The sequence below is a fragment of the Aurantiacibacter zhengii genome (assembly GCF_003584125.1).
In the GTDB taxonomy this organism is placed as follows: Bacteria; Pseudomonadota; Alphaproteobacteria; order Sphingomonadales; family Sphingomonadaceae; genus Alteraurantiacibacter; species Alteraurantiacibacter zhengii.
In genome coordinates, this window is the sequence record NZ_QXFL01000001.1 from 460,553 (window position 1) to 485,772 (window position 25,220).

Below are 25,220 nucleotides of genomic sequence, written 5' to 3' on the forward strand. Positions count from 1 at the left end.
CATGACCGAGAACAAACCGAACTCATTCCGCAACCAGCCCGACGATCGCGGGCACTTTGGCCAGTTCGGCGGCCGCTACGTCGCCGAAACGCTGATGCCGCTGATCCTGGGCCTGGAAAAGGAATACAAGGCCGCGAAGGAAGACCCCGCGTTCAAGGCGGAGTTCGACGACCTGCTTGAACATTACGTCGGTCGCCCCAGCCCGATGTATTTCGCCCCGCGCCTGACCGAGGAGCTGGGAGGAGCGCAAATCTGGTTCAAGCGCGACGAGTTGAACCATACCGGCGCACACAAGATCAACAACTGCATCGGCCAGATCCTGCTGGCAATCCGTATGGGTAAGACGCGCATCATCGCGGAGACCGGCGCGGGCCAGCACGGCGTGGCCACAGCCACCGTCTGCGCGCGCTTCGGCCTGCCCTGCATCGTCTATATGGGCGCAGAGGACGTGCGGCGGCAGTCGCCCAATGTGTTCCGCATGAAGCTGCTGGGCGCGGAAGTGCGCCCCGTCACCGCCGGGCGCGGCACGCTGAAAGACGCCATGAACGAGGCGCTGCGCGACTGGGTCGCGAACGTCCACGACACCTTCTACATCATCGGCACCGCCGCCGGCCCGCACCCCTATCCGGAGCTTGTCCGCGATTTCCAGAGCGTGATCGGCAAGGAAGCGCGTGCGCAGCTGCTGGATCGCACCGGCAAGCTACCGGACCTGCTGGTAGCGGCCATCGGCGGCGGCTCCAACGCCATCGGCCTGTTCCACCCCTTCCTCGACGATCCCACGGTGAAGATGCTGGGCGTGGAAGCCGCAGGCCACGGCCTTGATGGTGATGAACACGCTGCAAGCCTCGCAGGCGGTTTCCCCGGCGTGCTCCACGGCAACAAGACCTACCTGTTGCAGGACGAGGACGGCCAGATCACCGAAGGCCATTCTATATCGGCAGGTCTCGACTATCCCGGCATCGGCCCGGAACACGCGTGGCTGAAAGAAACGGGCCGCGTGGAATACACCCACGCCACCGATACCGAGGCGCTGGAAGCCTTCCAGCTGCTCTGCCGCACCGAAGGCATCATCCCCGCGCTGGAACCCAGCCACGCCATCGCCGCCATCACCAAGGTCGCACCGACGATGCCGAAGGACGCGATTATCTGCGCAAACCTGTGCGGTCGCGGCGACAAGGACATCTTCACCGTGGCTGAGGCGCTTGGGGTGGAGATGTGACCTTCTCCCCCGCCCGTGCTGGCGTGTTCTTCCTCATCGGCCTGCCTATCGGCTTCGTTCTCTCGGCCCTCGGCTTCGTAGTAAGCGGGCAGGAAATCAGCGCGCCGCAGATTGCGCCGTTCGCCGGTGGAATTGCCATTGTGATTGCCGTGGCAGCGGGGCTATGGCGCCGGCCATCATGACCCGTTTTTCCGACACCTTCTCGCGCGGCCCTGCGCTCGTCTGCTTCATCACCGCTGGCGATGGCGACACCGCCGCCAATCTTGACGCGCTGGTCGAGGGCGGCGCGGACGTGATCGAGTTGGGGATGCCCTTCACCGATCCCATGGCCGATGGCCCTGCCATTCAGAACGCCAACATTCGCTCGCTCGGCAAGGGCACCAGGACTGCGGACGTTCTGCAGATGGCCACCGATTTTCGCGCGCGCCATCCCGACGTGCCGCTGGTGCTGATGGGCTATGCCAACCCGATGATCCGGCGCGGGCCGGAATGGTTTGCCGATGCTGCCGACAGGGCTGGCATCGATGGCGTGATCTGCGTCGACCTTGCGCCAGAAGAAGACGAGGATCTTGGTCCTGCCCTGCGCGACAAGGGAATCGCCCCCATCCGCCTTGCCACCCCTACAACCGACGATGCACGCCTGCCCACGGTGCTCGATAAGTCAGCGGGCTTTCTCTATTACGTGTCCGTAGCGGGCATCACCGGCAAGCAGCAGGCCGCTGTCGACACGATCGAGGCGAACGTCGCCCGCATCAAGCAGCATACCGACCTGCCCATTGCCGTCGGTTTCGGCGTGCGCACGCCCGAACAGGCCGAGGCGATCGCCAAGGTGGCGGACGGCGTAGTCGTCGGCTCCGCGCTGGTCGAGATTGTCGCCGAGCATGGGGAAAAGGCACCTGAACACCTGCGTGCACTGGTCGAAAAACTTGCCAATGCAGTGCATTCTGCCCGATAGGCCCCATCCATGAGCTGGCTAACCCGTGTCCGAGAGCGCCTGCCCTTTGGCAACAAGCGCGAATCCCCCGACAACCTGTGGATCAAGTGTCCGCGCTGTCAGGAAATGGTCTTCCGTACCGAGTACGAGGAGAACCTGAACGTCTGTCCGCGCTGCGACCATCATGGCCGCATCGGTGCCGACAAGCGGCTCAGCCAGATCATGGATGGCGACGATTTCGAACTGCTGCCTGCCCCCCAGGTTTCCGAGGATCCCCTGCGGTTCAAGGATACCAAGCGCTACAGCGATCGCCTGAAGGCGGCGCGCGCCAGCAATCCGCATAACGATGCCTTCACCGCGGCCTTCGGCACGATCGAGGGCAATCCGGCGGTTGTCGGCGTGCAGGACTTCACCTTTATGGGCGGCTCCATGGGCATGGCCGTGGGCGATGCCTTCTGCAACGCGGCCCAGCGTGCCATCGATGAAAATTGCGGCTTCGTCTGCGTAACCGCCGCCGGCGGTGCGCGTATGCAGGAGGGCATACTCAGCCTGATGCAGATGCCGCGCGCCACCGTGATGACGCGCCGCCTGCGTGAAGCGGGCCTGCCCTATATCGTCGTGCTGACCGATCCGACCACGGGCGGCGTTACCGCCAGCTATGCCATGCTGGGCGATGTCCAGATCGCGGAGCCCGATGCCCTGATCGGGTTCGCCGGGCAGCGCGTTATCCAGGAAACCATTCGCGAACAGCTGCCCGAAGGGTTCCAGCGCGCCGAATACCTGCACAAGCACGGCATGGTGGACATGGTGGTTGCCCGGAAGGACTTGCGCGAAACGCTGGCGCAGTTGCTGGACTATTTGACTCCGGCAAAGGCAGCCTGACCGGCGGGCGAGCCGATGAAAGACTTCGCCATTTCGGACAATGACGACGTGCAGCGCCAGCTGGATCGCCTGAGCGCTCTTTCGTTGCCGCAAGGGCGCATCGGGCTGGACGTGATCCGCGCCCTGCTCGATCGGCTTGGCAATCCCGAAAAGCACCTGCCGCCGGTGTTCCATGTCGCGGGCACCAATGGCAAGGGCTCCACCTGCGCTTTCCTGCGCGCCATGCTGGAGGCAGAGGGGCTTAAAGTCCACGTCGCCACCAAGCCGCACCTCGTCCGCTACAACGAACGCATCCGCATTGGTGGAGACCTGATCTCCGACGCCATGCTGGCGCAGCTGCTGGAGGAAGTGCTGGACGTTGCGGGTGACCTCGCGCCCAGTTTCTTCGAGGTCACGGCAGCAGTGACCTTTCTCGCCTTTTCGCGCGAGCCCGCCGATGCCTGCGTGATCGAAGTTGGCCTGGGTGGTCGTTTCGACGCGACCAATGTCATGGAGCGGCCCGCTGCCTGCGGGATTGCCTCGCTGGGTATCGACCACGAACAGTTCCTGCTGAACGAAGACCCCGAAGCGCCCTCGCCTGCCCGGAACCCCATGGTGCGCATCGCATTCGAAAAGTCGGGCATCGCCCGTCCCGGCTCGCCGCTGGTTACCCAGAACTATTCGCCCGATGTGGAGGCGGAGATCGAGCGGCGCGCGGGTGTTGCTGGCGCGCCGTTGCATATGCGCGGGCACGATTGGTGGGCAGAGGCAGGCGAGGATTCCATCGCCTATCGCGACCGTCACGGAAGGCTCGACCTGCCACTGCCAACCATGTCCGGCGCGCACCAGTCGGACAACGCCGCGCTGGCCGTCGCCATGCTGCGTCATCAGGACACGGTGCCGGTTTCAGCCGCCGCCATGGCCGAGGGGATTCGCAACTGCCGCTGGCCCGCGCGTTTGCAACGCCTCGGCGATGGCCCACTCACCGAACTGCTGCCGCACCGCCATTTCCTGCTGGATGGCGGGCACAATCCCGATGCGGCCAAGGCGCTCGCCCGGTATCTGGATAATGCACCGAAACCGGTAGATGCCGTGATCGGCATGATGGCCGCAAAGGACGCGCGGCGGTTCCTGGCGATCGTTGCACCGCAGATCGATTCGATCACGGCAGTGCCGATCCCCGGCAACGATTGCGTCGCGCCCGAAGTTCTCGCTGAACTGGCGCGGGAAGCTGGTATCGCATCTGTTAGATCGGCGGACGATGTGCCAGCCGCCATCCGCGCCATGACCGAGACCAGCGAAGGCACGGTGCTGATCTTCGGATCCCTCTACCTTGCGGGCAAGGTCCTCAGCCTCAACCGCGAGCTGCCTGACTAGGCGCTATTCCGCCGGTTCGGGCGCGGCATCGTGGCGATCAGGCGTAACGACGCCGGATTTCGCCCCTGCCCGGCTCACGCGAATCCATTCGAACACGCACAGCACCACGGCAACGAAACCGATCAGCGTCGTCAGGATGAACACGTCGTAATAGCCCTGGTCTTCGATCATCTCTCCCAGCGCGCCACGACCCAGCGTGCCAACTAGCAGCGTGAGGGAGGACAGCAGCGCATATTGCACGGCGGAGTATTTCTTCGAGACGATGGAACTCAGCCACGCGACATAGGCCGCCCCTGCGATGCCGATAGCCAGATTCTCCCACATGATCGTAAACGTCAGGCGCGGTAAACCTTCGGAGCCGAACGGAGCCATGAAGTTGATCAGGGCGGAAAAGCCGATGAAGTCACTGGCCGCCTGCATGTTCGCCCCGCCCGCTGCCATGTCGGCATAGAGCAGGTTCGTCAGCGCCGCGATCAGCGCCCCGAGAGTAAGCGTCGCCATACGGCCGATAACGGTTAGCAGGTAGCCGCCCAGCGCCAGCCCGGCGATGATTGCGCCCACGCCGAAGAACTTGGAGGCGAACGCCACCTCGTCGTTCGTATATTCCAGTTCGCCGAGGTAGAACGGATAGGCAAAGGTGCCCCAGATCGCGTCGCAGATGCGATATGTCAGCACCAGCGAGAGGATCAGCACCAGCGACCAGCCCATGCGGCCCACGAACTCCACCAGCGGCATGACCAGCGCCCGGTAGAGATGGTCGACCGCGTAGGAATTGCCTGCGCGTTCGGGCAGGTCCTCCGTCATCACATTTTCGCCCTTGGCCTTCTGCGAGGCGAGCCAACCAGCGATCAGCGCGGGAATCACCACGGTCGCCACGATGATCCACGGGCCGTAATTCACGGTGAAGTCGGTCGGGTTGGGCCGGTCTTCAGGCGCATAGGCCAGCGACATGTACATGAAGGTGAGCACTACACCGATAGCGAGCGCCCACAACAGGCCCACCGCGCCCAGCGCCTTTGCGCGCACCGATGGCTTCAGCTCGCCCTTCTTGCGCAGACTCAGCAGCAACTCGTCGGTAACGGTGCCGTCCACGTTTTCGCCCGCCTTGCTGTCAGGTGCGAAGAGGCCGGCGATACCGATGGCGAGCAAAATGCCGCCCATGATGAGATAGGTCTGCGGCCAGCCGATACGAGCCGCAATGATCAGGCCCAATGCCCCGCCCACCAGCGCGGCGAGGCGGTAGCCCATCTGGTACACGGTGGAGAGGATATCGAGCGTTGCCTCCTCGTCCGCCACGTCGATGCGCCAGGCGTTGATGGCAATGTCTTGCGTGGCGCTGGCGAGTGCGCCAATCCCTGCCAGCAGGCTGAACCAGCCAATCGCCTCGTTCGTCGGGTTCGACAGCGAAAGCGCGATCAGGATGACGCCCAGCAGGATCTGCGAGGGCACGATCCACTGCTTGCGCCGCCCCAGCTTGCGAAAGCCCGGTATCGACACCTTGTCGATCAGCGGCGACCACAGGAACTGGAAGGCATAGGCGAGGCCGATCAGCGAGAAGACGCCCATCGTCTCCAGCTCCACCTCGGCTTCGGAAAGCCAGGCGTAAAGCGTGCCCAGGAACAATGCGAAAGGCAGGCCGCTGGCAAAGCCGAACAGCGCCATGTAGCCGCTCTTGGGATTTTTCAGCGATCGCGCCAGCGTGCGCCAGCCGGGCTTGGATTTCTTCGTCTCGGCGGCCGCTTCGGCCATAAATTGCTCTCCGCTTTCGTACCTGAGTGTCGGTCTAGCCGTAATCCAGTGCAATGGAAGGCTGGATGAACGGGCTTTCAACGCCTAGAGAGCCGCAAATGTCCAAGGAAGAACGCCCCGAGGGTGATCGCATCGCCAAACTGCTCGCCCGCGCTGGTGTCGCCAGCCGCCGCGAGATCGAACGCATGATCGATGATCGACGGATCAAGATCGGCGACGAGTTCGTGACGACACCCGCCACGTTCCTGACCAGCCTGAAAGGCGTGACGGTGGACGGAAAGCCGGTGGCCAAGCCCGAACGCACGCGTCTGTTCGCTTTTCACAAGCCCACCGGCTTGCTGACGGCGGAACGCGATTTCTCGGGCCGCCCCACCATCTACACCGCGCTGCGCAATGCCTTGCCCAAGGATACGCCGCGGCTGATGCCAATCGGGCGGCTGGATATGAACACCGAGGGATTGCTGCTGCTGACCAATGATGGCGAATTCAAGCGGCTGCTTGAATTGCCCGCAACCGAAGTCTCTCGCACCTATCGGGCGCGCACTTTCGGCGATGTGTCTCAGGAACAGCTCGAATCGCTGATGGACGGGATCGAGATCGAGGGGATGCGCTATGCCCCCATCGATGCCAACCTGGAGCGGCGCACGGGTCGCAACCAGTGGATCGAGCTGTCGCTGGCCGAAGGCAAGAACCGGGAAGTGCGCCGCGTGCTGGAGCACCTCGGGCTGGAAGTCAGCCGCCTGATCCGCACCGCCTATGGCCCGTTCGGCCTTGCCGACCTGCCGCGCGGTGCGGCGCAGGAAATCCGCAAGGAAGATATCGAGCGGTTCCGGAGCAGCCTGAAGTGAGAATCATCGCAGGCGACTGGAAACGCCGGCAGCTTCGCGCGCCCACTGGCGAAGCCACGCGCCCCACGGCAGATCGCACGCGCGAGACGCTGTTCTCCATGCTGGTGAGTCGGCTGGGATCGTTCGAGGGGCTTTCCGTGGCGGACCTGTTCGCCGGTTCGGGCGCGCTGGGCTTGGAAGCGCTTTCGCGTGGGGCGAACAATTGCCTGTTTGTAGAGCAGGACGCTGCCGCCATTCGCTGTATCCGGCAGAACATCGCAGCGCTGCGGGCGCAACAGCAGTGCGAAGTGGTCGCCGGATCGGTGATGAGCCTTGGCGCCGCAAAGAGCGCAAGAGACCTCGTGCTGCTGGACCCGCCCTATGGCACCAATGCGGGGGCAGTCGCGATAGATCGCCTGACCCGTCTGGGCTGGATCGGCCCTGCGACATGGGTCGCCCTGGAAGTGGGTGCCAAGGAAGACGTGAAAATCAAAGCGCTGGAAGTCGATGCAGAGCGCAAGGTCGGCCCGGCAAAGCTGGTGCTGCTGCGCTGGCCCGCGACCTGACAGCGGCGAGCAAGGCGAAAGGCCGCCTGCTCTCGCAAACGGCCTTTGGCATCTGGTCAGTCGGTTAGCCGCTTAGGAGCGGTCACCCGGCCAGTATTCGAGCGGGCGGTCAACTCCCGGACCGCGACGTCCGGTGGCCCATGCGTTGATGCAGCTGTCATCAGCATCGCTTTCGCACACGGGATACTCGCCCTGGTGCGGCGCGGGGATGTTCTGCACCATCGCATTGCTAACGAAACGCATGTTCGAATTCGAATTCGAGTTCGAGTTCGAGTTCATCGCGCTGTTGGTGGTCGTTTGCTGGCTGGCGGGCATGGTGCCTTCCATCTGTGCGACCTGCGTCAGGATCGAATTCCAGGCAGCGGAGCGCTGTTCGGCGGGGATCTGGTATACCTGCGAGCGCTGGTTATCGTTCAGATACCACCACGCTTCCTGCTGGTCGTCGTTCAACGTCCAGTAGTATGTACGTAGATCGTCATTCCAGCCGAAGTAAGTGGTCTTCTGCTCCATCTCGTAGCTGTCGAACTCGGCCTGATCGGCGGCATCGAGTTCGTCGTACATCATTTGCTGGGCAGCGGTCATTTCCATGTGGTCACCGTTATGGTGATCGGCCAGGGCAGGCACGGAAATCATCGAAAGCGCCGCGGCAGCGCCAAGAATTACCTTGTTCATCAACTGTCTCCTGTATCGGTTCGCGTCGTTACTATTGCCTTTAGAACGACGTTATCTTGACCACTGTTCCGAAAAAGTAGGGTTCCCCGGCTCGTCGCTGGCCTTGCACGGTGCGGCTGTGTTCCCTAGTTGTTCACAGGTGACCCAGCCCCCCTCCGATAGCGACTCCGTTCCAGCCACCGCCGCGCCCGAATGGCTCGCCCATCTCAATGCGCCGCAGCGCGATGCCGTGCTGACGACGGAAGGACCGGTGCTGATGCTGGCGGGCGCAGGCACGGGAAAAACCGCCGCCCTCACCCACCGCCTCGCCCACATCGTGCGGGAGCGACTGGCATGGCCCAGCGAGATCCTGTGCGTCACCTTCACCAACAAGGCCGCGCGGGAAATGCGCGAACGCGTTTCCACGCTGACCAACGGTGCGCTGGAAGGCATGCCGTGGCTCGGCACCTTCCACTCGATCTGCGCGAAGATGCTGCGACGCCATGCGGAACTGGTCGGGCTGGAAAGCAACTTTACCATCATCGATACCGATGACCAGTTGCGCCTTTTGAAGACGCTGATCCGGGAAAACGATATCGACGAGAAGCGCTGGCCGCCGCGGCAGCTCGCCGGACTGATCGACAGCTGGAAGAACCGCGGCCTCAATCCCGATGACCTGACGGCGGTCGACAACGAAAGCTATGCCAACGGCAAGGGCGCGGAGATTTATCGTATCTACCAGGAACGGCTGAAAAGCCTGAATGCCTGCGACTTCGGCGACCTGCTGCTGCATATGCTCAACATCTTCCGCCGCCATACGGACGTGCTGAAAAACTACCAGCAACGCTACAAGTACATTCTCGTCGACGAATACCAGGACACCAACGCCGTGCAGTACCTGTGGCTGCGGCTGATGGCGCAGGAACGCAAGAACATCTGCGTGGTGGGGGACGACGACCAGTCGATCTATTCCTGGCGCGGTGCGGAAGTTGCCAACATCCTGCGGTTCGAAAAGGATTTCCCGGGAGCGAAGGTGGTCAAGCTGGAGCAGAACTATCGCTCCACTCCGCAAATCCTTGCCGCTGCCAGCGGACTGATCGAGGCGAACAGCCAGCGCCTAGGCAAGACGCTTTGGACGCAGTTGCCCGAAGGCCAGAAGGTGCGCGCCATCGGTGTGTGGGATGCGCCGGAGGAGGCGCGCCGCGTGGGGGAGGAACTGGAACGGCTGGAGCGCGAGGGATTGAGCCTTGAACAGGCCGCCATCCTGGTGCGTGCGCAGTACCAGACCCGCGAGTTCGAGGACCGGTTCATCCAGATCGGCCTTTCCTACCGCATCATCGGCGGTTTCCGTTTCTACGAACGCGCCGAAATCCGCGACGCGCTGGCCTACCTGCGCGTAATCGCCCAGCCCGCCGACGATCTGGCGTTCGAGCGGATCTACAACCAGCCCAAGCGGGGCCTTGGCGCCAAGACACTGGAAAAGATGTACCAGCACGCGCGCCGGACGCAGCAGCCGCTGGCAGCCGCCGCGCTGGAACTTGCCGACAGCGACGAACTGCCCGCCCGCGCCCGCAACACCATTGCCGCGTTGATGAGCGATTTCCTGCGCTGGCGCGAAATGAGCGAGGCAGTCAGCCCTTCCGAATTGATGCGCGCGGTGCTGGAAGAGAGCGGCTACGACGCCATGCTCAAGGCTGACCGCTCCACCGAAAGCGCTGGGCGGGCGGAAAACCTGATCGAACTTGCCCGTGCGATGGAGGAATACGAGACGCTGGGCGATTTCCTCGAACACGTCGGGCTGGTGATGGACAACGATGCCAACGACGACGAGGAAAAGGTCACCATCATGACCATGCACGCCGCGAAGGGACTGGAATTCGACCATGTGTTCCTGCCCGGCTGGGAAGAAGGCGTGTTCCCCTCGCAGCGCTCGCTAGACGAAGGTGGCCTGGCGTCGCTGGAAGAGGAACGCCGTCTCGCTTACGTCGCCATCACGCGGGCGAAGCGCCGTTGCACCATCCTCCACGCGGCCAACCGGCGCATCTATGGCCAGTGGACCAGCAGCATCCCCAGCCGCTTCGTCGAGGAACTGCCGGAAGAGCATATCGAAAGCGAAACCACGATGACCGGTGGCAAGTCGCTCTGGCAAGCCAACTGGAGCGAGAGCGAGGATCCGTTCGCCCACGTCTCCAGCAACAGGCCCGATCGCTCCAATGCTCGCGGACCGGGCTGGCAGCGTGCACTTGCTACGGGTTACGAGACCAGGCCTGCCCGCCTGAAGGAACCGGGCCGCAGCGCGGCGAGCTTCGCCGCCAAACCACGCGACGACGTGGAGATCGGCGCACGCGTGTTCCACGAGAAGTTCGGGTACGGAGAGGTCATCGGGCAGGAGGGCAACAAGCTGGAAATCGATTTTGAGAAGGCAGGCACCAAGCGGGTCATCGACAGCTTCGTTACTTTGGCGACCTAGATCGTTTCCAAGGCCGTCGATCGCCGCCATAAAGATGCGGACGAATATAAATTTGTTATAGAGCGCCGCATTCTTGTGGTTAAATAGCGCTCGGCCGGGCTGAACGGGGCTTGGCCAAGCTTGGACGGGGCGGAACATTGAAACAGCACGAACGCGATCCATTCGATTCGGCTGGCAGGGGCAGCCTGCCGGACATCTGGAAGTTCCTGGCGTCGATCCGCACACGGTTCGCCTTATCGGAAACCGAGGCCGGGTTGCTCAAAAATGCCATGTGCGAAACCGCCGTGTTTGCGCCGGGCGAATACCTGGTGCGCGAGGGTGAGCGGATTCACTACTCCTCGCTCATTCTCGAAGGGTTCGCCTGCCGCTGCAAGGACAGCCAGGATGGCGAGCGGCAGATCATGGAAATCCAGATCCCCGGTGACTTCGTTGACCTGCATTCCTATCCGCTCGAAGTGCTGGACCATGGTATATGCGCCATGTCCGATTGCCGCATCGTCAAATTCATGCACACGGATATTTCGCGGCTGATCGACGAGAGCCCGCGGCTTGCGCGTATCCTGTGGTTCGCCACCATGGTGGACGCCTCGATCCACCGGGAATGGATCATGAATATCGGCTCCCGTTCGGGCAAGGCGCGCATCGCCCACCTGTTCTGCGAGCTGTACAGCCGGTGCGAGGTGGTGGGCCTCACCACCGACCACACCTTCTGGCTGCCGCTAACCCAGACGCAGATCGGCGAGTGCCTCGGTTTCACGCAGATGCATGTGAACCGGATGCTGAAGGAACTGCGCGAAATGAACCTCGTCACCTTCCAGACGCAGCGGGTACAGATTCATGACTGGGATGGCCTGTGCGAACTTGCCGAGTTCGATCCGGCCTATCTCTACCTCACCAGACGCGAAGCCTGATCCGGCCCGGATTTCGGCTACAGCTTATAGGTCGGCTTGAGCGACCATGACTTGTCGGCATGGATGCGCAGTTCGTAGTCGCGTCCGCGCCAGCAGCGCAGCTCTACATCACCTGCACCGAAATGACGGTTTGCGATGCCGACGGCCTCCACGATGTCCGCGGCCTCGCAGACGATCTCCTCGTCGGTAGCGGAATCGGCACGCCTGCCGCGAAGACGAAAGCTTGCAGCTTCGGGCTTGCCGCTTGCGCGGTCTCTGCCGGTCATTTGCGACCCCCTGTTCCGTCCGTAGAGGCACCGGCCTCTGCGGAAGGGTCATGGCAAAGATGGGGCGTCATGCGCGACAACATAAGTCTATTGCGCGGAACATGGCCAAGCGGCTGCCTTTGCCCGCCCGGCCGTCACGCAAGCTTTCCCTTGGCCCGGGCGACCTGCTAACGGCCCGTCATGCCCCTGCGCGATATAGCCCTGCTGGTTCTCCTGTGCCTGATCTGGGCCGCGAATGTGCTGGTCAGCCGCGTGGTGGTGACCGACCTTGCGGTGCCGCCGCTCTGGTATGCCGCGCTGCGTTCGGTCGTAGTCATGGCCGCTCTCGCACCCTGGCTGAAATGGCCGGGCCGCGACTGGTGGCGGGTCGCGCTGGTGACCACAGCAGTAAGCGGCGGCGGTTTCGCCCTGCTGTTCGTCGGCCTGCAGGATGCAACCGCCTCCGCATCTGCCATCGTCCAGCTTTCCGGCGCGCCGATGACGGTGCTGCTGGCGATGGTGATCCTGAAGGAGCAGGTGCGCTGGCGGCGCGGTATCGGCATTGCCATGGCGCTGGGCGGCGTAGGGCTTGCGGTCGCTTCCCCCTCGGGCTGGGAAAACTCGGCCGGCCTGTTTTTCGTGTTTGCCGGAGCGCTGGTGGGCGCGCTGGGGTCGGTCTACCTCAAGACTATCGAACTGTCCGCGCTGCGAATGATGGCGTGGGCGGGCTTTTTCTCCACTGCGCTCCTGCTACCGCTGAGTTTCATGCTGGAGAGCGGCCAGGTTGCCGTGTCCCTTGCCGCCCCTTGGGAAATGCTCGGCGCGCTGGCCTTCTCGGGGCTCGTCGTCTCGGTATTCGCTCACACCGCCTATTTCCGCATTTTGCAGAAGAACGAGGCAGGCGTGGTCGCACCGATTACCCTGCTGACGCCGGTCTTTACCATCCTGATGGGTGCGACACTGGCGAACGAGCCGGTGGGCGCGGTGATGCTGGCCGGTGCTGCCCTGGCGGTTGCCGGGGTGCTGGTTATCGAGGTGCGTCCCAGCAAGACCATCTTCAAGGGTCTGCTGGTCAGGCCACGGCTCTAGCGTCCGGTCAGTTGAACCCCACGCCGAGGAAGTCGGGCTTGGGGCCATTCCATTCGCCAGCGGGTACAGGCTCTTCGTCCTGGTTGCGATGGCGCGACTGGCGCGGCTTTTCTTCCCGCTGCGGCTTGCTCTCGCGCTTTTCCTGGCGCGGCTTCGGCGTATCCTGCCGGTCATCGTCGCGGCGCGAACGAGAGCGCTTCGGCTTCTCGTCGCGTTCCTCGACGGTGTCGTCCTCAGGTTCTTCCTGCTTCGGCTTTTCCTGCTTCGGCTGGGCCTTTGGCAGTTCGACGCGAACGTCCTTCTTGCCGAACACGGGCACCTTGTTGCCGGTCAGCTTCTCGACGTTGTCGATAGCCTCGGCATCTTCGGGGGCGACGAACGTGAATGCGCGGCCCTTGGCCCCGGCACGGCCCGTGCGGCCAATGCGGTGGACATAGTCATCCGGGTGCCACGGCGTGTCGAAGTTGAACACGTGGCTCACACCCTTGATGTCCAGCCCGCGCGCGGCAACGTCCGACGCGACAAGGATGTTGATCTCGCCCGACTTGAAGCGGTTCAGTTCGGCATTGCGCTGGTTCTGGTCGATATCGCCGTGGATTTCGCCGCTGGCAAAGCCGTGGCCCTGGAGGCTCTTGTTCAGTTCGCGAACCGTCGTCTTGCGGTTGCAGAAGATGATCGCGGTTTCCACCAGATCGTTGCGCAGCAGCCAGCGCAGCGTCTCGCGCTTCTCGCGGCTCTTCACCGGGATCTTGAACGCGGTAATGTTCTCGTTCGTGGAAGCGGCACGCGTCACCTCGATCCGCTTGGGATTATCGAGGAACTTCTTGGCCAGCTTGGCAATGGGCGGCGGCATGGTGGCGCTGAACAGCAGCGTCTGGCGCTTTTCCGGCAACTTGTCGCAGATGAACTCGATATCGGGGATGAAGCCCATGTCGAGCATCCGGTCGGCCTCGTCGATCACCACCAGTTCACAGGCATTCAGCATGATCTTGCCGCGCTCGAACAGATCCATCAGGCGTCCCGGCGTGGCGATCAGCACGTCCACACCGTCGTTCAGGGCCTTTACCTGCTCGCCCATCTGCACGCCGCCGATCAGCAGCGCCATCTTGAGGTCGTTGTTCTTGCCGTACTTCTCGAAATTCTCGGCAACCTGGGCCGCCAGTTCGCGCGTCGGCGCCAGGATCAGGCTGCGCGGCATCAGCGCGCGGCGACGGCCGTTGGAAAGCACATCGATCATCGGCAGCACGAAACTGGCGGTCTTGCCGGTGCCCGTCTGCGCAATGCCGAGCACGTCCCTCATCATCAGCACCGCCGGAATCGCCTCCGCCTGGATCGGAGTTGGCTCGGTGTAGCCAGCCTCCTCGACGGCTTGGAGCAATTCAGGGGAAAGGCCGAGATCGGCGAAAGTGGTCAATGCGTAAGGTCCGGAAATAAGAGGAGATGCTTGTCATGCAGCACAAGGCATGCGCCGCGCCCTATGCAGCAGGCACGCAGAAAGTCAAGATTTACGGGTAAATCGTTACTGTCCGCTGACAGCGACCAGGCGGCTGAAATCGGTCACTTCGCAACTGGCCCCGGCGCGCGATTGCAGCAGGTCGCGCGCAACGCACAGGCGGCCATCCTCGCTTCGCTCGACATAAAACCCGGCATAGAAGGCGCGCGCCACACAGCTTTCGCCAAGGCTGGCCGCTAGGATTTGCCGCTGGCGGGTAAACATCAGCAGGCGATTGTCGGTGGTTGGCTGCACGCCGATGATGTCGTTCACCTCGACACAGTCGCCATGTTCGACTTCCGCAAAGCTCTGGCGCATCGGGCGGCGCGGCAGGTCTGCCATCATCTGCGAACGCGCGCGGGCGGGCGCGGGAGACACCCGCACGATTACCCGCTGCCGGATGCGTACCTGGTTCTGCTGCTGCGCGCGGTGCGCCTCGTCCAGCAGGGTGGTGGGCGAAACCTGTGATGGCCCGAAGCCCAGCGGCAGGGCGGATCGCGGCCCGGCCAGTGCGCCAATGTCCTGCGCTGCCACGCGCGCCGGCAACTGCGCCGCCACTATGGGGACAAGCAGAGCGACAAGCGCGAGGATGGCGACAAGACGTTTCATGCTGAAATTGGCGTTGGGGACCTGCGTGACGACGATCGGGAACTGGCGGACTACCGTTACTGCGCTCGGATAGCATGCGGGATTGAATGACGGCTTAACCCTCTCATCGGCCTTTGCAAGTCCAGCCGGTTAGTGGCAACGGAAGGTTGATGAGCACCAAGGACACATTTCTTTCTGGCGCAGCGCAGCTGCTGGGCGAACGTGGCTTCACCACCGATGCCGACATGATCAGCCCGTGGCTGACCGACTGGCGCGGACGGTTCACAGGGCGGGCGCTGGGGATGGCCTCCCCCGCCGACACGCAGCAGGTCGCGGCCCTTGTGCGGCTGTGCGGGGACCACGGCGTGCCCATCGTGCCGCAGGGCGGCAACAGCGGCATGTCGGGTGGTGCCACGCCGGACAAGACCGGCGATGCGATAGTGCTGTCGCTGCGCCGGATGGACAAGGTGCGCCGCTTCGATGTCGATGCGCGGCAGATCACCTGCGATGCCGGCATGATCCTGCAGACACTGCACGAAGCCGTGGAAGGGGAAAACCTGCGCTTCCCGCTGACGCTGGGAGGCAAGGGTTCTGCCACCATCGGCGGGCTGATCTCCACCAATGCCGGGGGAACCCAGGTGCTGCGCCATGGCTCAATGCGGTCCCAGGTGCTGGGGATCGAAGCGGTGATGGCGGATGGAACCGTGTTCGACTCGCTCCGACCGCTGAAGAAGGACAACCGCGGTTTCGACCTCAAACAGTTGCTGATCGGCTCCGAGGGGACGCTGGGCATCGTCACTGCGGCGACGCTGCGCCTGCTGCCTGCGCTGGCCGACCGTGCGGTGCTCTGGGCTGGCCTTGCCGACATTCGCGATGCGCGCAAGTTGCTGCTGCATGCTGAACGCGTGGCGGGCGATGCGCTGGAGGGCTTCGAAGTCATGCCGCGCCACTCGCTTGATGCCGTTCTGACGCACAGCGCCAATGCCCGCGCGCCCCTGCAGGATGCGCACCCGTGGAACGCGCTGATCGAACTGACCGCCGATGCCTCCGGTGCGGACGCCTTGCCCGCCCTCGCCCAGCAATTGCTGGAAAGCGCGTTTGAGCAAGACCTGGTGGCCGATGCCACGATCGCCCGTAACGAAGCCCAGGCAGAGGCGTTCTGGATGCTGCGCGACGAGATCGCTCCGGCAGAACGCGCACTTGGCCCTGCGATGCAGCACGATATCTCCGTCCCGGTGGCCGACATGGCGGATTTCGTGGCGGATGCCGTACCCAAGGTAGAAAGCGCCTTTCCCGGCCACACCGCGGTCGCTTTCGGACACCTTGGTGACGGCAATGTTCACTTCCACGTTCTCGCCCCGCAGGATGCGACGCCCGGCGAATGGGAAGAGAGTGAGGGCAAGACAATCAGCGCCTTCGTGCACGACCAGGTCACGGCCTGGAAAGGCTCCATCAGCGCTGAACACGGCATCGGGCAACTGAAGCGGGATGAGCTGGCAAGGCTGGCCGATCCGGCGCAGCTGGCCATCATGCGACAGGTTAAGCAGGCGCTCGACCCCAGGGGCCTGCTCAATCCAGGCAAGCTGGTGCCGCTTGAAACGGGGGCAGAACCTCTTTAAGGCCGCGCCGGACGAAATTCACGAAAGCCAACTTCGGATGTCGGCCAAGCTGCCGGAAAATCCGAATGCAACCTGATCGGAGAGTATGATGGCCAGCGCGCCGAAAGCCAGTTTGCCCGTGTTCTACAAGGAACTGATTCCCCTTAACAGCAACGATCATGGCGACTGGAATGCGCGCACGGTCGACAAGGCACCCTGGGTTGCCGGTCAGCACGCCGTTCCGCTGACCGTTGAGGAATTCCCCTCCGCGCAGCGCAATTTCCCGATCGTCTTCTCCGCCGGTGACCGCTCCGTGCCGCTGGCGCTGATGGGCCTGAACGAAGGCGTGAACGTTTTCTTCGACGAAGACGGCGCACCGCGCGACGACACGCCGCCGTACATTCCGGCCTATATCCGCCGCTATCCCTTCCTGCTGGCAAAGCTGGACCAGAATTCCGACAACCTGTCGCTCTGCTTCGACCCGTCGAGCGATCTTGTCGGCAAGTTCGATGAGGGCCACCCCCTCTTCACCGGCGACAAGGAACCCAGCGAGCACGTGAAGGGCCTGCTGCAGTTCTGCGAGAAGTTCGAGGAAGCCGGCAACCGCACCCAGTTGTTTATGAAGGAACTGGAAGACCACGACCTGTTGATGGACGGCGAGATCGCGATCAACCGGGCCGACAACCCCGAGCAGCCTTTCATCTATCGCGGTTTCCGCATGGTGAACCAGGACAAGCTGCGCGAACTGCGCGGCGACCAGCTGCGAAAGTGGAACGAGAACGGCCTGCTGCCGCTCATCTTCGCGCACCTGTTCTCGCTCGACCTCATGCGGAACATTTTCGCGCGCCAGGTGGAAATCGGCAAGGGTCCGCAGGGTATGACCGCAGGCGCAAACGCAGCGCCGGCCGAAACCGCCAAGAAGAAAAAGTAAGCGGGCTTCGGCAGCGCCGACAGGGCGCGCCGATTTCGCGACGAAACAGCGACAGGGGCGGCTCTTCGGGGCCGCCCCTTTTGCATGTGATCTTGAAACATTTTCCGGCAGGCTTATCTTTGATTTGTCCGGCCGGCGCTCCCCTCATGGCCCGGCCGGATAGGTATGCTTTTGCATACCTCCTCCCTGAACCTTGGCCGCCTCGTGCTTCGCGCACGGGGCGGTTTTTTCTTGTTTATTCAGCAGCCTGTGCGAAGCCGTTCGCACCCTTCGCAACTTCGTCAGCCAGCCGCAGGACAAGCGCGGAGAGCAGCTGCGAGACGGCCTCGATCCCCTCGCCCGGCTCCCGCAGCTGGCGATCGAGATAGGTCGTGCGGCACACCTCCAGTTGCATCGCGGAAATTCCACGCGCCGGCGCACCGTGGCGATCCAGCACGTAGCCGCCAGCGTAGGGCCGGTTGTGGGCAGCGCGCACGCCCCGCTCCTCGAAATGATCGAGCGCGGCAGACACCAGAGTGCTCTCGCAGGAGGCGCCGAAGCGGTCTCCCACGACATAGTCGACAGCTGCCCCCTCGCCTGCTTTCGGCCCCAGGGGAGGCATCGAATGGAGGTCCAGCAGCAGCGCCCCGCCCCACTTGTCGCGCAAGGCTTCCAGCATCTGCGACAGGGCAAGGTGATAGGGCGTGTGCACCTGGTCGATCCGCTTCGACAGTTCCGCCGATGGCAGGCGGTGGCGCCACAGTTCGCCCAGCCCCGGCAAGCGCCGCGGCACCAGGCCCAGCCCGCTGCGCGACCTGCGTCCTGCCGCAAGGCGCGAGCGCGCGAACCCGGCATGGGAGCCGGACACCATTTCCCAGTCCACATCCTCCGGCGAGCGATTGAGATCGATCATCGCCCTCGGCGCGCTGGCCACCAGCAGGGTGGCCCCCGTCGCCTCGCCAACGCCCCTTGCGATCAGGTCGACGTAGCGGTCCTCCAGCCGGGGCGCGGCTTCGGCGGGGTGGCGCATGCGGTTTATAAGGCTGAGCGGATAGTCGCGCCCTGCATGCGGCACGGCGATCAGCACCGGCAGCGCCAGCGCATTCCTGCGGTGCAGCACGAACGCGGGCTGGCCGTCGCCGCCAGGGATCAGGCCGCCTTCATGCGCCTGCGAATCGTTCGGGCCGGATGGACTGTGACTCATCTGGACATCAGTGCTGGCGGCGAAGGCTGGCCATGTCAAAGGCGGCGTGGATTGCTTTTGCCTGTCCCATTGCAGGTCAGGTGGTTTCAGGGGGCAGATTTTTAACGGGAATGTGCCTAGAGACGAGTTTCACACAGACTGACTGGAAGAGAAAGAAGCATGATCCGAATCCTGCTGGCCGAAGACGATACTGCGATGCGCACTTACCTCACGCGCGCGCTGGAGCAGGCTGGCTTTTCGGTCGTCGCCGTTTCCTGCGGTACCGAGGCGATGCCCCTGCTGGAAACCGAGATCTACGACCTGCTGCTTTCCGACATCGTGATGCCCGAAATGGACGGGATCGAACTGGCCCAGCGCTGCAACGAACTGAGCCCTTCGACCAAGGTGATGTTCATCACCGGCTTTGCCGCCGTGGCGCTGAAGGCCAATCGCGAAACGCCCCACGCCAAGATGCTCTCCAAGCCCTTCCACCTGAAGGATCTGGTGCTGGAAGTGGAGCGCATGTTCGAAGATAATGCTGTCGCGTCGCTCTGACGCGAAAGTAGGCTCTTGCGAAACGGACAAGGCGGCGCTAGATGGCCCGCCTGCCGCCCGAACAAGGCGGCAACACCCGAATGGTGTGGGCGTATAGCTCAGTGGTAGAGCACTATGTTGACATCGTAGGGGTCGCAAGTTCAATCCTTGCTACGCCCACCATTCGCACTCCCCTGTCCTGACAGTTCAGTTACTGCGGCCGGCCTCGGCCTCGATGCGCTCCTGCGCTTCGCGATCCATCTGCTCCAGCTCGCGTATGGTCTGTTCGATGGCTTTGTGGTGCTCTTTAAGTTCCACCAAGCGCTCGTTGATGCGCGATTTGAGGTGCTGCATCTGGCCGATGGTCCCGCTCTCGCCGTCATAGAGCGAGAGAAATTCGCCGATCTCGCGAATACTGAAACCCAGGCGCTTGCCGCGCATGATGAGCTGCATGCGGCCCATTTCCCGCCGGGAGTAAACGCGCATGGAGCCGACGCGCCCCGGCTGGATCAGGCCCTTGTCCTCATAGAAGCGCAAGGTGCGCTGGGTGACCCCCAGGGCTTCGGATGCTTCTGCGATACTCTTCAGGTCGCCCTGCTTCATATCCTCGAAACCGGGCAGGCTGTCGGTGAAGCTTTCCTGCTCTTCACTCATGCGCTTTCCTTTCCGGACGCTTCGGCAGCAGCTTCACGCTTGGCCTTCTCTTCTGCCACCAGCGCCTTCTTCTCCAGCTTGCCGACCAGCGTTTTCGGCAGTTCGTCGCGGAATTCGTAGGCGTCGGGCATTTCGATGGGGTTGAGGCGCATCTTGAGGAACTGGTGGAGCGTCGCCGCGTCCAGCTCCTCCCCTTCATGCAGGGCGATGAATAACTTTGGCGCCTCGCCCCGGTAGTCATCGGGAATGCCGATGGCGACGGCTTCCTTCACGGCTGGATGCTCATACGCGGCATCCTCGATCATGCGGGGATAGACGTTATATCCGCTGCACAGGATCAGGTCCTTGATGCGATCAACGATGAAGAGGTAGCCGTCCTCGTCCAGATAACCGATATCGCCTGTTCGCAGGGCACCGTCGATGAAGGTCTCATCGGTTGCGCCGGGGCGGTTCCAGTAGCCTTTCATCAGCTGCGGACCGCGCGCGCAGATTTCGCCGCGCTCGCCCTGGGGCATGATCTTGCCGGTTTCCGGATCGCGGATTTCCACTACCGTGTGCGGGAATGCAGGCCCGGCGGAATTTTCCTTCACCGGCGTGCGCCCGAGCAGGGGATTGCTGGTGATGATCGGAGAAGCCTCGGTCAGGCCATATCCTTCTGAGACAGGTGAACCGGTGCGCTTCTCGTATTGCAGGCGCACTTCCAGCGGCAGCGGCGCGCCGCCGGAAATACTGGTGCGGACCCCGGAAAGATCGGGCACCTTGTCATCCGGCAGCGAACCCAGCGCGTTGTAGATGGTGGGCACACCGAACATCATCGTCGGCGGCTTGCGCTTGATGGTGGCCAGAACCTCGTCCATCTCGAAGCGCGGCAGCAGGACCAGCTCTGCAGCCACTTCAACGCCGAAATTCAGCACGCAGGTAAGCGCGAAGACATGGAACAGTGGCAGCACGCCCAGCGTGCGCTCCTGCTGGTCGCGCTCCTCCCCGATATGCAGCAGCATCTGCGCCGAATTGGCGGCAAGGCTGGCGTGGGTAAGCATGGCACCCTTTGGCTGCCCGGTCGTTCCCCCTGTATACTGCAGGACCGCCACATCGTGCGGATCCTGCGGAACCTTGCGGAGATTGGCCTTGTGCGCAGCGAGATCGGCGTAATCGGAATAGACGATGCCATCGCGCTTGCTGGCAAGCGACGAACGCTTGAGCGTGCGCAGCCCGACACTTTTCCAGAACGGCAGGACATCGGCCATCGAGCACAGCACGACGCGCTCCATCGCGCTGCCTTTGGCGCCCCAGGCATTGGCGACCTTGGCATGCAGCAACTCCAGGTCGGGAACGGCCACCATCTTGGCGCCGGAGTTCGTAATGAGGAACTCGACCTCGCTATCGGAATAGAGCGGGTTCAGCTGCACCACGATCCCCCCGGCGCGAAGGACAGCATAGTACAGGATGATCGAATAGGGCGTGTTGGGCAGGCACAGGCCGAAGCGGTCGTCCTTCTGAAGCCCCAGGGCCTGAAGCCCCGTGGCAACCCTTTCCACCTCCTGACCGAGTTCGGCGTAGGTGTATTCCCGGCCAAGGAAATCGATGGCCACGCGATCGGGAAACTCGCTGATCGCGCGGTCGAACGCTTCGGTCAGCAGACGCGGACGCAGGTTCCCCTCCGCATCCAGGATCCGGCTGGGATCAAGCGGGTGAGACGTAACCGCCGCGTCGTTCATCGAACATCCTTTCCAAATGTGGCGCAGCTTTTCACCAAACTGCGTCTTGATTTCGCCGTGCTTGACGTATACGTCAGGCCACAGACTTTATCGTAACCATTCGGCGCAAAAGGTCAACAAAGGTCCATGCGCGAAAAAGAAAGGCAGATCAGAACCATGAGTGATGTCGTCATTGCAGGATATGTCCGATCCCCGTTCCACCCCGCGCATCGCGGCGCGCTGGCCAAGGTTCGGCCGGACGATCTGGCTGCCAACACCGTAAAGGGCCTGATCGAACGCACCGGCGTGAATGCCGAGGATATCGAAGACCTGCTAATGGGCTGCGCCTTCCCCGAAGGCGAGCAGGGCTTCAACATCGCGCGCCTTGTGGTGCTGCTGGCGGAATTGCCGCTGAGCATCGGCGGCATGACGATGAACCGCTTCTGCGGCTCTTCCATGAGCGCGGTCCACTATGCCGCCGGGCAGATTGCCGCAGGTGCTGGCGAAGTGTTCATCGCGGCAGGCGTCGAATCGATGAGCCGCGTGCCCATGACCGGCTTCAACCCGATGCCTAACCCCGAACTCGCCAAGCGCAGCGCCGCCTACATCGGCATGGGCGACACGGCAGAGAACGTGGCGAAGAAGTACGAACTCTCGCGCGAATCGCAGGAAAAGTTTGCGCTCGGCAGCCAGAAAAAGGCCGGCGAAGCGGTGCAGAAGGGTTCGTTCAAGGACGAAATCATTCCCTACACCCTGCCCGATGGCACGGTAATCGACACCGACGGCACGCCGCGTCCCGATACCACCGCCGAAGGTCTGGCTGGCCTCAAGCTCTCGTTTGACGAGAATGGCACCGTGACTGCTGGCACCGCTTCCCCCCTCACCGATGGCTGCGCCGCCCTGCTGGTGTGCAGCGCGGACTATGCCGCGAAGAACGGCCTGAAGGTGATGGCGAAGATCAAGTCGATGGCGATTTCCGGCTGCGCGCCCGAAGTCATGGGACTCGGTCCGGTCGAATCCTCCAAGAAGGCACTGTCGCGCGCGGGCCTGACCATCGACGATATCGACATCGTCGAACTCAATGAAGCGTTCTCCAGCCAGTCGCTCGCCTGCATCGGTGACCTCGGCATCAAGGAAGAGCGCATCAACCTGGATGGCGGCGCTATTGCCATCGGTCACCCGCTGGGTGCCACCGGCGCGCGTATCGTCGGTAAGGCGGCCAGCCTGCTGCAGCGTGAAGGCAAGACATACGCCCTCTCCACCCAGTGCATCGGTGGCGGTCAGGGCATCGCGACCATCCTGGAGAAAGCATAATGGCTGAAGCAACCATCAAGAGAGTCTGCGTGATCGGCGCCGGCACGATGGGTGCCGGTATCGCCGCCCAGATCGCCAATGCCGGCGTGCCCGTGCTGCTGCTGGATATCGCCCCCAAAGACGGTGACAACCGCAACGCGATTGCCGAGGGTGCGGTCAAGAAAATGCTCAAGACCGACCCTGCCCCGTTCATGGGCAAGCGTCCGGCCAAGCTGGTCGAAACCGGCAATATCGAGGACGACCTTGGCAAGGTGGCAGAGTGCGACTGGGTGGTGGAAGCCATCATCGAACGGCTGGACATCAAGCAGAACCTCTACGCCAAGCTGGAAGAGGTGCGGAAGGATGGCACTGCTGTTTCCTCCAACACCTCCACCATTCCGCTGGAGCAGCTGACCGATGGCCGGTCGGATTCGTTCAAGCGCGATTTCCTGATCACCCACTTCTTCAATCCGCCGCGCTACATGCGCCTGATCGAGCTGGTGGCAGGGCCGAAAACCAATCCCGATACGTTGGAAATGGTCCGCGAATTCGTGGACCGCAAGCTGGGCAAAACCCCGGTGGATGCCGAGGACAGCCCCGGCTTCATCGCCAACCGCATCGGCACCTTCTGGATCCAGCAGGCGGTGAACTCGGCCTTCGACATGGGCATGACGGTGGAGGAAGTGGACGAGATCGGCGGCAAGCCGATGGGCGTGCCCAAGACCGGCATTTTCGGCCTGATCGACCTTATCGGTATCGACCTGATGCCGCACCTGATGAAGTCGCTTACCAGCACTCTGCCCAAGGATGACTGGTACCAGAAGATCGCCCGCAGCGAGCCGCTGATCGAGGAGATGATCGAGAGCGGCTACACCGGGCGCAAGGGCAAGGGCGGCTTCTACACCATGGAAAAGGGAGAAGACGGCAAGCGCACCAAGATGGCGAAGGACCTGAAGTCCGGCGAGTACCGCGCCGCCGCGCGCCCCGGCCTGGTCTACGGTTCCGCCGCCAAGGGCGACCTCGGCAAGCTGATTTCCATGAAGGGCAAGGTCGGCGAATACGCGTGGTCCGTCCTCGGCCCGACGCTATCCTATGCTGCCAGCATCGTTCCCGAGGCGACCGCCACGGTGGTTGGCGTCGATGACGCGATGAAGCTGGGCTACAACTGGAAGACCGGCCCGTTCGAGATGATCGACAACATCGGCGCTGCCAAGCTGGTCGAGCGCCTGGAGGCTGACGACCTGCCGGTGCCCGAGATCCTGAAGATGGCGGGCGACCGCAGCTTCTACCGGATCGAGGACGGCAAGCGTCAGTACCTTGGCACCGATGGCGAATACCACGACATCGAACGTGCCGAAGGCGTGCTGTTGCTGGAAGATATCAAGCTGTCCAGCAAGCCGATCATGGCCAACGGCTCTGCCGCCCTGTGGGACATCGGCGATGGCGTCGTCGCGCTGGAATTCACCGGCAAGATGAACGCGCTGGACGAGCAGGTAATGAAGCTGATCCAGAAGGCCATTCCGGTGGTGAAGAAGGATTACAAGGCTTTCGTGGTCTACAACGAAGGGTCCAACTTCTCTGCCGGCGCCAACCTGGGCCTCGCCATGTTCGCCCTGAACATCGCGGCGTGGAGCGAGGTGGAAAAGAGCATCAAGGGCGGTCAGGATGCCTACAAGGCGCTGAAGTATGCCCCCTTCCCCGTCGTTTCGGCTCCGGCCGGCATGGCGCTGGGTGGTGGCTGCGAGATCTGTCTCAATTCCGATGCCATCCAGTCCCATGCCGAGACCTATATCGGCCTCGTCGAATGCGGCGTCGGTATCATCCCCGGCTGGGGCGGCTGCGGCGAATTCATTTCCCGCTGGAAGGACAACAAACGCCATCCCGCTGGCCCAATGCCTGCCGTATCCAAGGCGTTCGAAACCATTTCCACCGCGACGGTCGCCAAGTCGGCTGCCGAGGCGAAGGAATTGGGCTTCCTGCGCAGCGACGATGGCATCACCATGAACCGCGATCGCCTGCTTTACGATGCGAAGCAGCGCGCGCTCGCCATGGTGGATGGATACACAGCACCCGAGAAGCTCGAATACCGCCTGCCCGGCCCCAGCGGCAAGGCCGCGCTGGAACTGGCGGTCGACAGCTTCCACAAGCAGGGCAAGGCAACCGCACACGATGTGACGGTCGCTGGTGAGCTTGCCTATGTGCTGACGGGCGGCGATACCGATATCACCGAGATCGTGACCGAAGCCGAAATGCTGAAGCTTGAGAGAGACGCGTTCATGCGCCTCATTCGAAATCCGAAGACGCAGGCCCGGATCGAGCACATGCTCGAAACTGGCAAGCCGCTTCGCAACTGATCAGAGAGGATTTGTCCA

23 protein-coding genes and 1 tRNA gene are annotated in these 25,220 nt (G+C 62.9%); 16 read left to right on the top strand and 8 right to left on the bottom strand.

Annotated features, from left to right (window positions below; translation table 11 throughout):
- Window position 1: 1 nt before the first annotated feature.
- Genes trpB through D2V07_RS02335 form a run of 5 tightly spaced genes read left to right on the top strand, consistent with a single transcriptional unit; the run spans window position 2 to window position 4,391 of the window.
- Window positions 2-1,219 (top strand): tryptophan synthase subunit beta, encoded by a 1,218-nt coding sequence (gene trpB / locus D2V07_RS02315; protein ID WP_119584381.1) that lies wholly within the window; start codon window positions 2-4, stop codon window positions 1,217-1,219.
- Window positions 1,216-1,401, top strand: coding sequence for a hypothetical protein (locus tag D2V07_RS02320; protein WP_119584382.1), 186 nt, complete (start codon window positions 1,216-1,218; stop codon window positions 1,399-1,401). The genes trpB and D2V07_RS02320 overlap by 4 nt, the downstream gene beginning before the upstream one ends.
- The gene (gene trpA / locus D2V07_RS02325; protein ID WP_119584858.1) at window positions 1,398-2,174 is read left to right on the top strand and encodes a tryptophan synthase subunit alpha; all 777 of its coding nucleotides are present in this window, start codon (window positions 1,398-1,400) and stop codon (window positions 2,172-2,174) included. Before D2V07_RS02320 ends, trpA begins: the two co-directional genes overlap by 4 nt.
- 9 nt (window positions 2,175-2,183) lie before the next feature.
- Window positions 2,184-3,035: an acetyl-CoA carboxylase, carboxyltransferase subunit beta gene (gene accD / locus D2V07_RS02330; RefSeq protein ID WP_119584383.1), complete on the top strand. Its 852-nt coding sequence runs from the start codon at window positions 2,184-2,186 to the stop codon at window positions 3,033-3,035.
- A gap of 15 nt (window positions 3,036-3,050) precedes the next feature.
- On the top strand, window positions 3,051-4,391 hold the full coding sequence (locus tag D2V07_RS02335) for a bifunctional folylpolyglutamate synthase/dihydrofolate synthase (protein ID WP_119584384.1): 1,341 nt from the start codon (window positions 3,051-3,053) through the stop codon (window positions 4,389-4,391).
- A gap of 3 nt (window positions 4,392-4,394) precedes the next feature.
- Here D2V07_RS02335 and D2V07_RS02340 read toward each other — a convergent pair whose 3' ends face one another.
- On the bottom strand, window positions 4,395-6,140 hold the full coding sequence (locus D2V07_RS02340; protein ID WP_119584385.1) for an AmpG family muropeptide MFS transporter: 1,746 nt from the start codon (window positions 6,138-6,140) through the stop codon (window positions 4,395-4,397).
- Window positions 6,141-6,238: 98 nt separating this feature from the next.
- Between D2V07_RS02340 and D2V07_RS02345 the strand changes: the two genes are divergently transcribed.
- Together D2V07_RS02345 and rsmD are read left to right on the top strand one after the other, a co-directional pair.
- Complete coding sequence (locus D2V07_RS02345; protein WP_119584386.1) at window positions 6,239-6,988, top strand: pseudouridine synthase; 750 nt, start codon at window positions 6,239-6,241, stop codon at window positions 6,986-6,988.
- A complete protein-coding gene (rsmD, locus tag D2V07_RS02350) occupies window positions 6,985-7,533 on the top strand; it encodes a 16S rRNA (guanine(966)-N(2))-methyltransferase RsmD (protein WP_119584387.1) in 549 nt (182 codons plus the stop codon). The genes D2V07_RS02345 and rsmD overlap by 4 nt, the downstream gene beginning before the upstream one ends.
- 72 nt (window positions 7,534-7,605) lie before the next feature.
- On the opposite strand, the gene D2V07_RS02355 is transcribed toward rsmD, so the two are convergent.
- On the bottom strand, window positions 7,606-8,205 hold the full coding sequence (locus tag D2V07_RS02355; RefSeq protein WP_119584388.1) for a hypothetical protein: 600 nt from the start codon (window positions 8,203-8,205) through the stop codon (window positions 7,606-7,608).
- Window positions 8,206-8,344: 139 nt separating this feature from the next.
- On the opposite strand from D2V07_RS02355, the gene D2V07_RS02360 reads away from it, so the two are divergent.
- Window positions 8,345-10,654 (top strand): ATP-dependent helicase, encoded by a 2,310-nt coding sequence (locus D2V07_RS02360; RefSeq protein ID WP_119584389.1) that lies wholly within the window; start codon window positions 8,345-8,347, stop codon window positions 10,652-10,654.
- Between the two features lie 137 nt (window positions 10,655-10,791).
- The gene (locus D2V07_RS02365) at window positions 10,792-11,565 is read left to right on the top strand and encodes a Crp/Fnr family transcriptional regulator (protein WP_119584390.1); all 774 of its coding nucleotides are present in this window, start codon (window positions 10,792-10,794) and stop codon (window positions 11,563-11,565) included.
- 17 nt (window positions 11,566-11,582) lie between these two features.
- On the opposite strand, the gene D2V07_RS02370 is transcribed toward D2V07_RS02365, so the two are convergent.
- On the bottom strand, window positions 11,583-11,831 hold the full coding sequence (locus D2V07_RS02370; RefSeq protein ID WP_119584391.1) for a hypothetical protein: 249 nt from the start codon (window positions 11,829-11,831) through the stop codon (window positions 11,583-11,585).
- A 180-nt stretch (window positions 11,832-12,011) separates the two neighbouring features.
- On the opposite strand from D2V07_RS02370, the gene D2V07_RS02375 reads away from it, so the two are divergent.
- Window positions 12,012-12,899, top strand: coding sequence for a DMT family transporter (locus D2V07_RS02375; protein WP_119584392.1), 888 nt, complete (start codon window positions 12,012-12,014; stop codon window positions 12,897-12,899).
- 7 nt (window positions 12,900-12,906) lie between these two features.
- Here D2V07_RS02375 and D2V07_RS02380 read toward each other — a convergent pair whose 3' ends face one another.
- Both D2V07_RS02380 and D2V07_RS02385 read right to left on the bottom strand, forming a co-directional pair.
- Entirely contained in the window at window positions 12,907-14,313 is a 1,407-nt protein-coding gene (locus D2V07_RS02380; protein WP_119584393.1) for a DEAD/DEAH box helicase, read from the bottom strand.
- A gap of 105 nt (window positions 14,314-14,418) precedes the next feature.
- Entirely contained in the window at window positions 14,419-15,000 is a 582-nt protein-coding gene (locus D2V07_RS02385; protein ID WP_119584394.1) for a hypothetical protein, read from the bottom strand.
- Between the two features lie 149 nt (window positions 15,001-15,149).
- Here D2V07_RS02385 and D2V07_RS02390 point away from each other — a divergent pair, with 149 nt between their 5' ends.
- A complete protein-coding gene (locus D2V07_RS02390; protein WP_119584395.1) occupies window positions 15,150-16,598 on the top strand; it encodes an FAD-binding oxidoreductase in 1,449 nt (482 codons plus the stop codon).
- Window positions 16,599-16,686: 88 nt separating this feature from the next.
- Window positions 16,687-17,508 carry a SapC family protein gene (locus D2V07_RS02395; RefSeq protein ID WP_119584860.1) on the top strand — a complete coding sequence of 274 codons (822 nt, stop codon included), beginning with the start codon at window positions 16,687-16,689 and terminating at the stop codon, window positions 17,506-17,508.
- Between the two features lie 235 nt (window positions 17,509-17,743).
- On the opposite strand, the gene D2V07_RS02400 is transcribed toward D2V07_RS02395, so the two are convergent.
- On the bottom strand, window positions 17,744-18,691 hold the full coding sequence (locus tag D2V07_RS02400; RefSeq protein WP_119584396.1) for an N-formylglutamate amidohydrolase: 948 nt from the start codon (window positions 18,689-18,691) through the stop codon (window positions 17,744-17,746).
- Between the two features lie 159 nt (window positions 18,692-18,850).
- On the opposite strand from D2V07_RS02400, the gene cpdR reads away from it, so the two are divergent.
- Together cpdR and D2V07_RS02410 are read left to right on the top strand one after the other, a co-directional pair.
- A complete protein-coding gene (gene cpdR / locus D2V07_RS02405) occupies window positions 18,851-19,225 on the top strand; it encodes a cell cycle two-component system response regulator CpdR (RefSeq protein ID WP_119584397.1) in 375 nt (124 codons plus the stop codon).
- Window positions 19,226-19,312: 87 nt separating this feature from the next.
- Window positions 19,313-19,387: transfer RNA gene (locus tag D2V07_RS02410), tRNA-Val, on the top strand.
- 24 nt (window positions 19,388-19,411) lie between these two features.
- Here the strand turns inward: D2V07_RS02410 and D2V07_RS02415 are convergent.
- Both D2V07_RS02415 and D2V07_RS02420 read right to left on the bottom strand, forming a co-directional pair.
- On the bottom strand, window positions 19,412-19,858 hold the full coding sequence (locus D2V07_RS02415; RefSeq protein ID WP_233548204.1) for a MerR family transcriptional regulator: 447 nt from the start codon (window positions 19,856-19,858) through the stop codon (window positions 19,412-19,414).
- A complete protein-coding gene (locus D2V07_RS02420; RefSeq protein WP_119584398.1) occupies window positions 19,855-21,576 on the bottom strand; it encodes a long-chain-fatty-acid--CoA ligase in 1,722 nt (573 codons plus the stop codon). The genes D2V07_RS02415 and D2V07_RS02420 overlap by 4 nt, the downstream gene beginning before the upstream one ends.
- 156 nt (window positions 21,577-21,732) lie before the next feature.
- Here D2V07_RS02420 and D2V07_RS02425 point away from each other — a divergent pair, with 156 nt between their 5' ends.
- Entirely contained in the window at window positions 21,733-22,869 is a 1,137-nt protein-coding gene (locus tag D2V07_RS02425; protein WP_119584864.1) for a thiolase family protein, read from the top strand.
- Entirely contained in the window at window positions 22,869-25,202 is a 2,334-nt protein-coding gene (locus D2V07_RS02430) for a 3-hydroxyacyl-CoA dehydrogenase/enoyl-CoA hydratase family protein (protein ID WP_119584399.1), read from the top strand. Before D2V07_RS02425 ends, D2V07_RS02430 begins: the two co-directional genes overlap by 1 nt.
- The last annotated feature ends 18 nt before the right edge of the window (window positions 25,203-25,220 follow it).

Bases quoted from the DNA above. Each gene is read 5' to 3' on its own strand.
- trpB (WP_119584381.1), top strand. From the start codon at position 2: ATGACCGAGAACAAACCGAACTCATTCCGCAACCAGCCCGACGATCGC.
- trpA (WP_119584858.1), top strand. From the start codon at position 1,398: ATGACCCGTTTTTCCGACACCTTCTCGCGCGGCCCTGCGCTCGTCTGC.
- accD (WP_119584383.1), top strand. From the start codon at position 2,184: ATGAGCTGGCTAACCCGTGTCCGAGAGCGCCTGCCCTTTGGCAACAAG.
- D2V07_RS02335 (WP_119584384.1), top strand. From the start codon at position 3,051: ATGAAAGACTTCGCCATTTCGGACAATGACGACGTGCAGCGCCAGCTG.
- D2V07_RS02340 (WP_119584385.1), bottom strand. From the start codon at position 6,140: ATGGCCGAAGCGGCCGCCGAGACGAAGAAATCCAAGCCCGGCTGGCGC.
- D2V07_RS02345 (WP_119584386.1), top strand. From the start codon at position 6,239: ATGTCCAAGGAAGAACGCCCCGAGGGTGATCGCATCGCCAAACTGCTC.
- D2V07_RS02355 (WP_119584388.1), bottom strand. From the start codon at position 8,205: ATGAACAAGGTAATTCTTGGCGCTGCCGCGGCGCTTTCGATGATTTCC.
- D2V07_RS02370 (WP_119584391.1), bottom strand. From the start codon at position 11,831: ATGACCGGCAGAGACCGCGCAAGCGGCAAGCCCGAAGCTGCAAGCTTT.
- D2V07_RS02375 (WP_119584392.1), top strand. From the start codon at position 12,012: ATGCCCCTGCGCGATATAGCCCTGCTGGTTCTCCTGTGCCTGATCTGG.
- D2V07_RS02385 (WP_119584394.1), bottom strand. From the start codon at position 15,000: ATGAAACGTCTTGTCGCCATCCTCGCGCTTGTCGCTCTGCTTGTCCCC.
- D2V07_RS02390 (WP_119584395.1), top strand. From the start codon at position 15,150: ATGAGCACCAAGGACACATTTCTTTCTGGCGCAGCGCAGCTGCTGGGC.
- D2V07_RS02395 (WP_119584860.1), top strand. From the start codon at position 16,687: ATGGCCAGCGCGCCGAAAGCCAGTTTGCCCGTGTTCTACAAGGAACTG.
- D2V07_RS02400 (WP_119584396.1), bottom strand. From the start codon at position 18,691: ATGAGTCACAGTCCATCCGGCCCGAACGATTCGCAGGCGCATGAAGGC.
- cpdR (WP_119584397.1), top strand. From the start codon at position 18,851: ATGATCCGAATCCTGCTGGCCGAAGACGATACTGCGATGCGCACTTAC.
- D2V07_RS02415 (WP_233548204.1), bottom strand. From the start codon at position 19,858: ATGAGTGAAGAGCAGGAAAGCTTCACCGACAGCCTGCCCGGTTTCGAG.
- D2V07_RS02420 (WP_119584398.1), bottom strand. From the start codon at position 21,576: ATGAACGACGCGGCGGTTACGTCTCACCCGCTTGATCCCAGCCGGATC.
- D2V07_RS02425 (WP_119584864.1), top strand. From the start codon at position 21,733: ATGAGTGATGTCGTCATTGCAGGATATGTCCGATCCCCGTTCCACCCC.
- D2V07_RS02430 (WP_119584399.1), top strand. From the start codon at position 22,869: ATGGCTGAAGCAACCATCAAGAGAGTCTGCGTGATCGGCGCCGGCACG.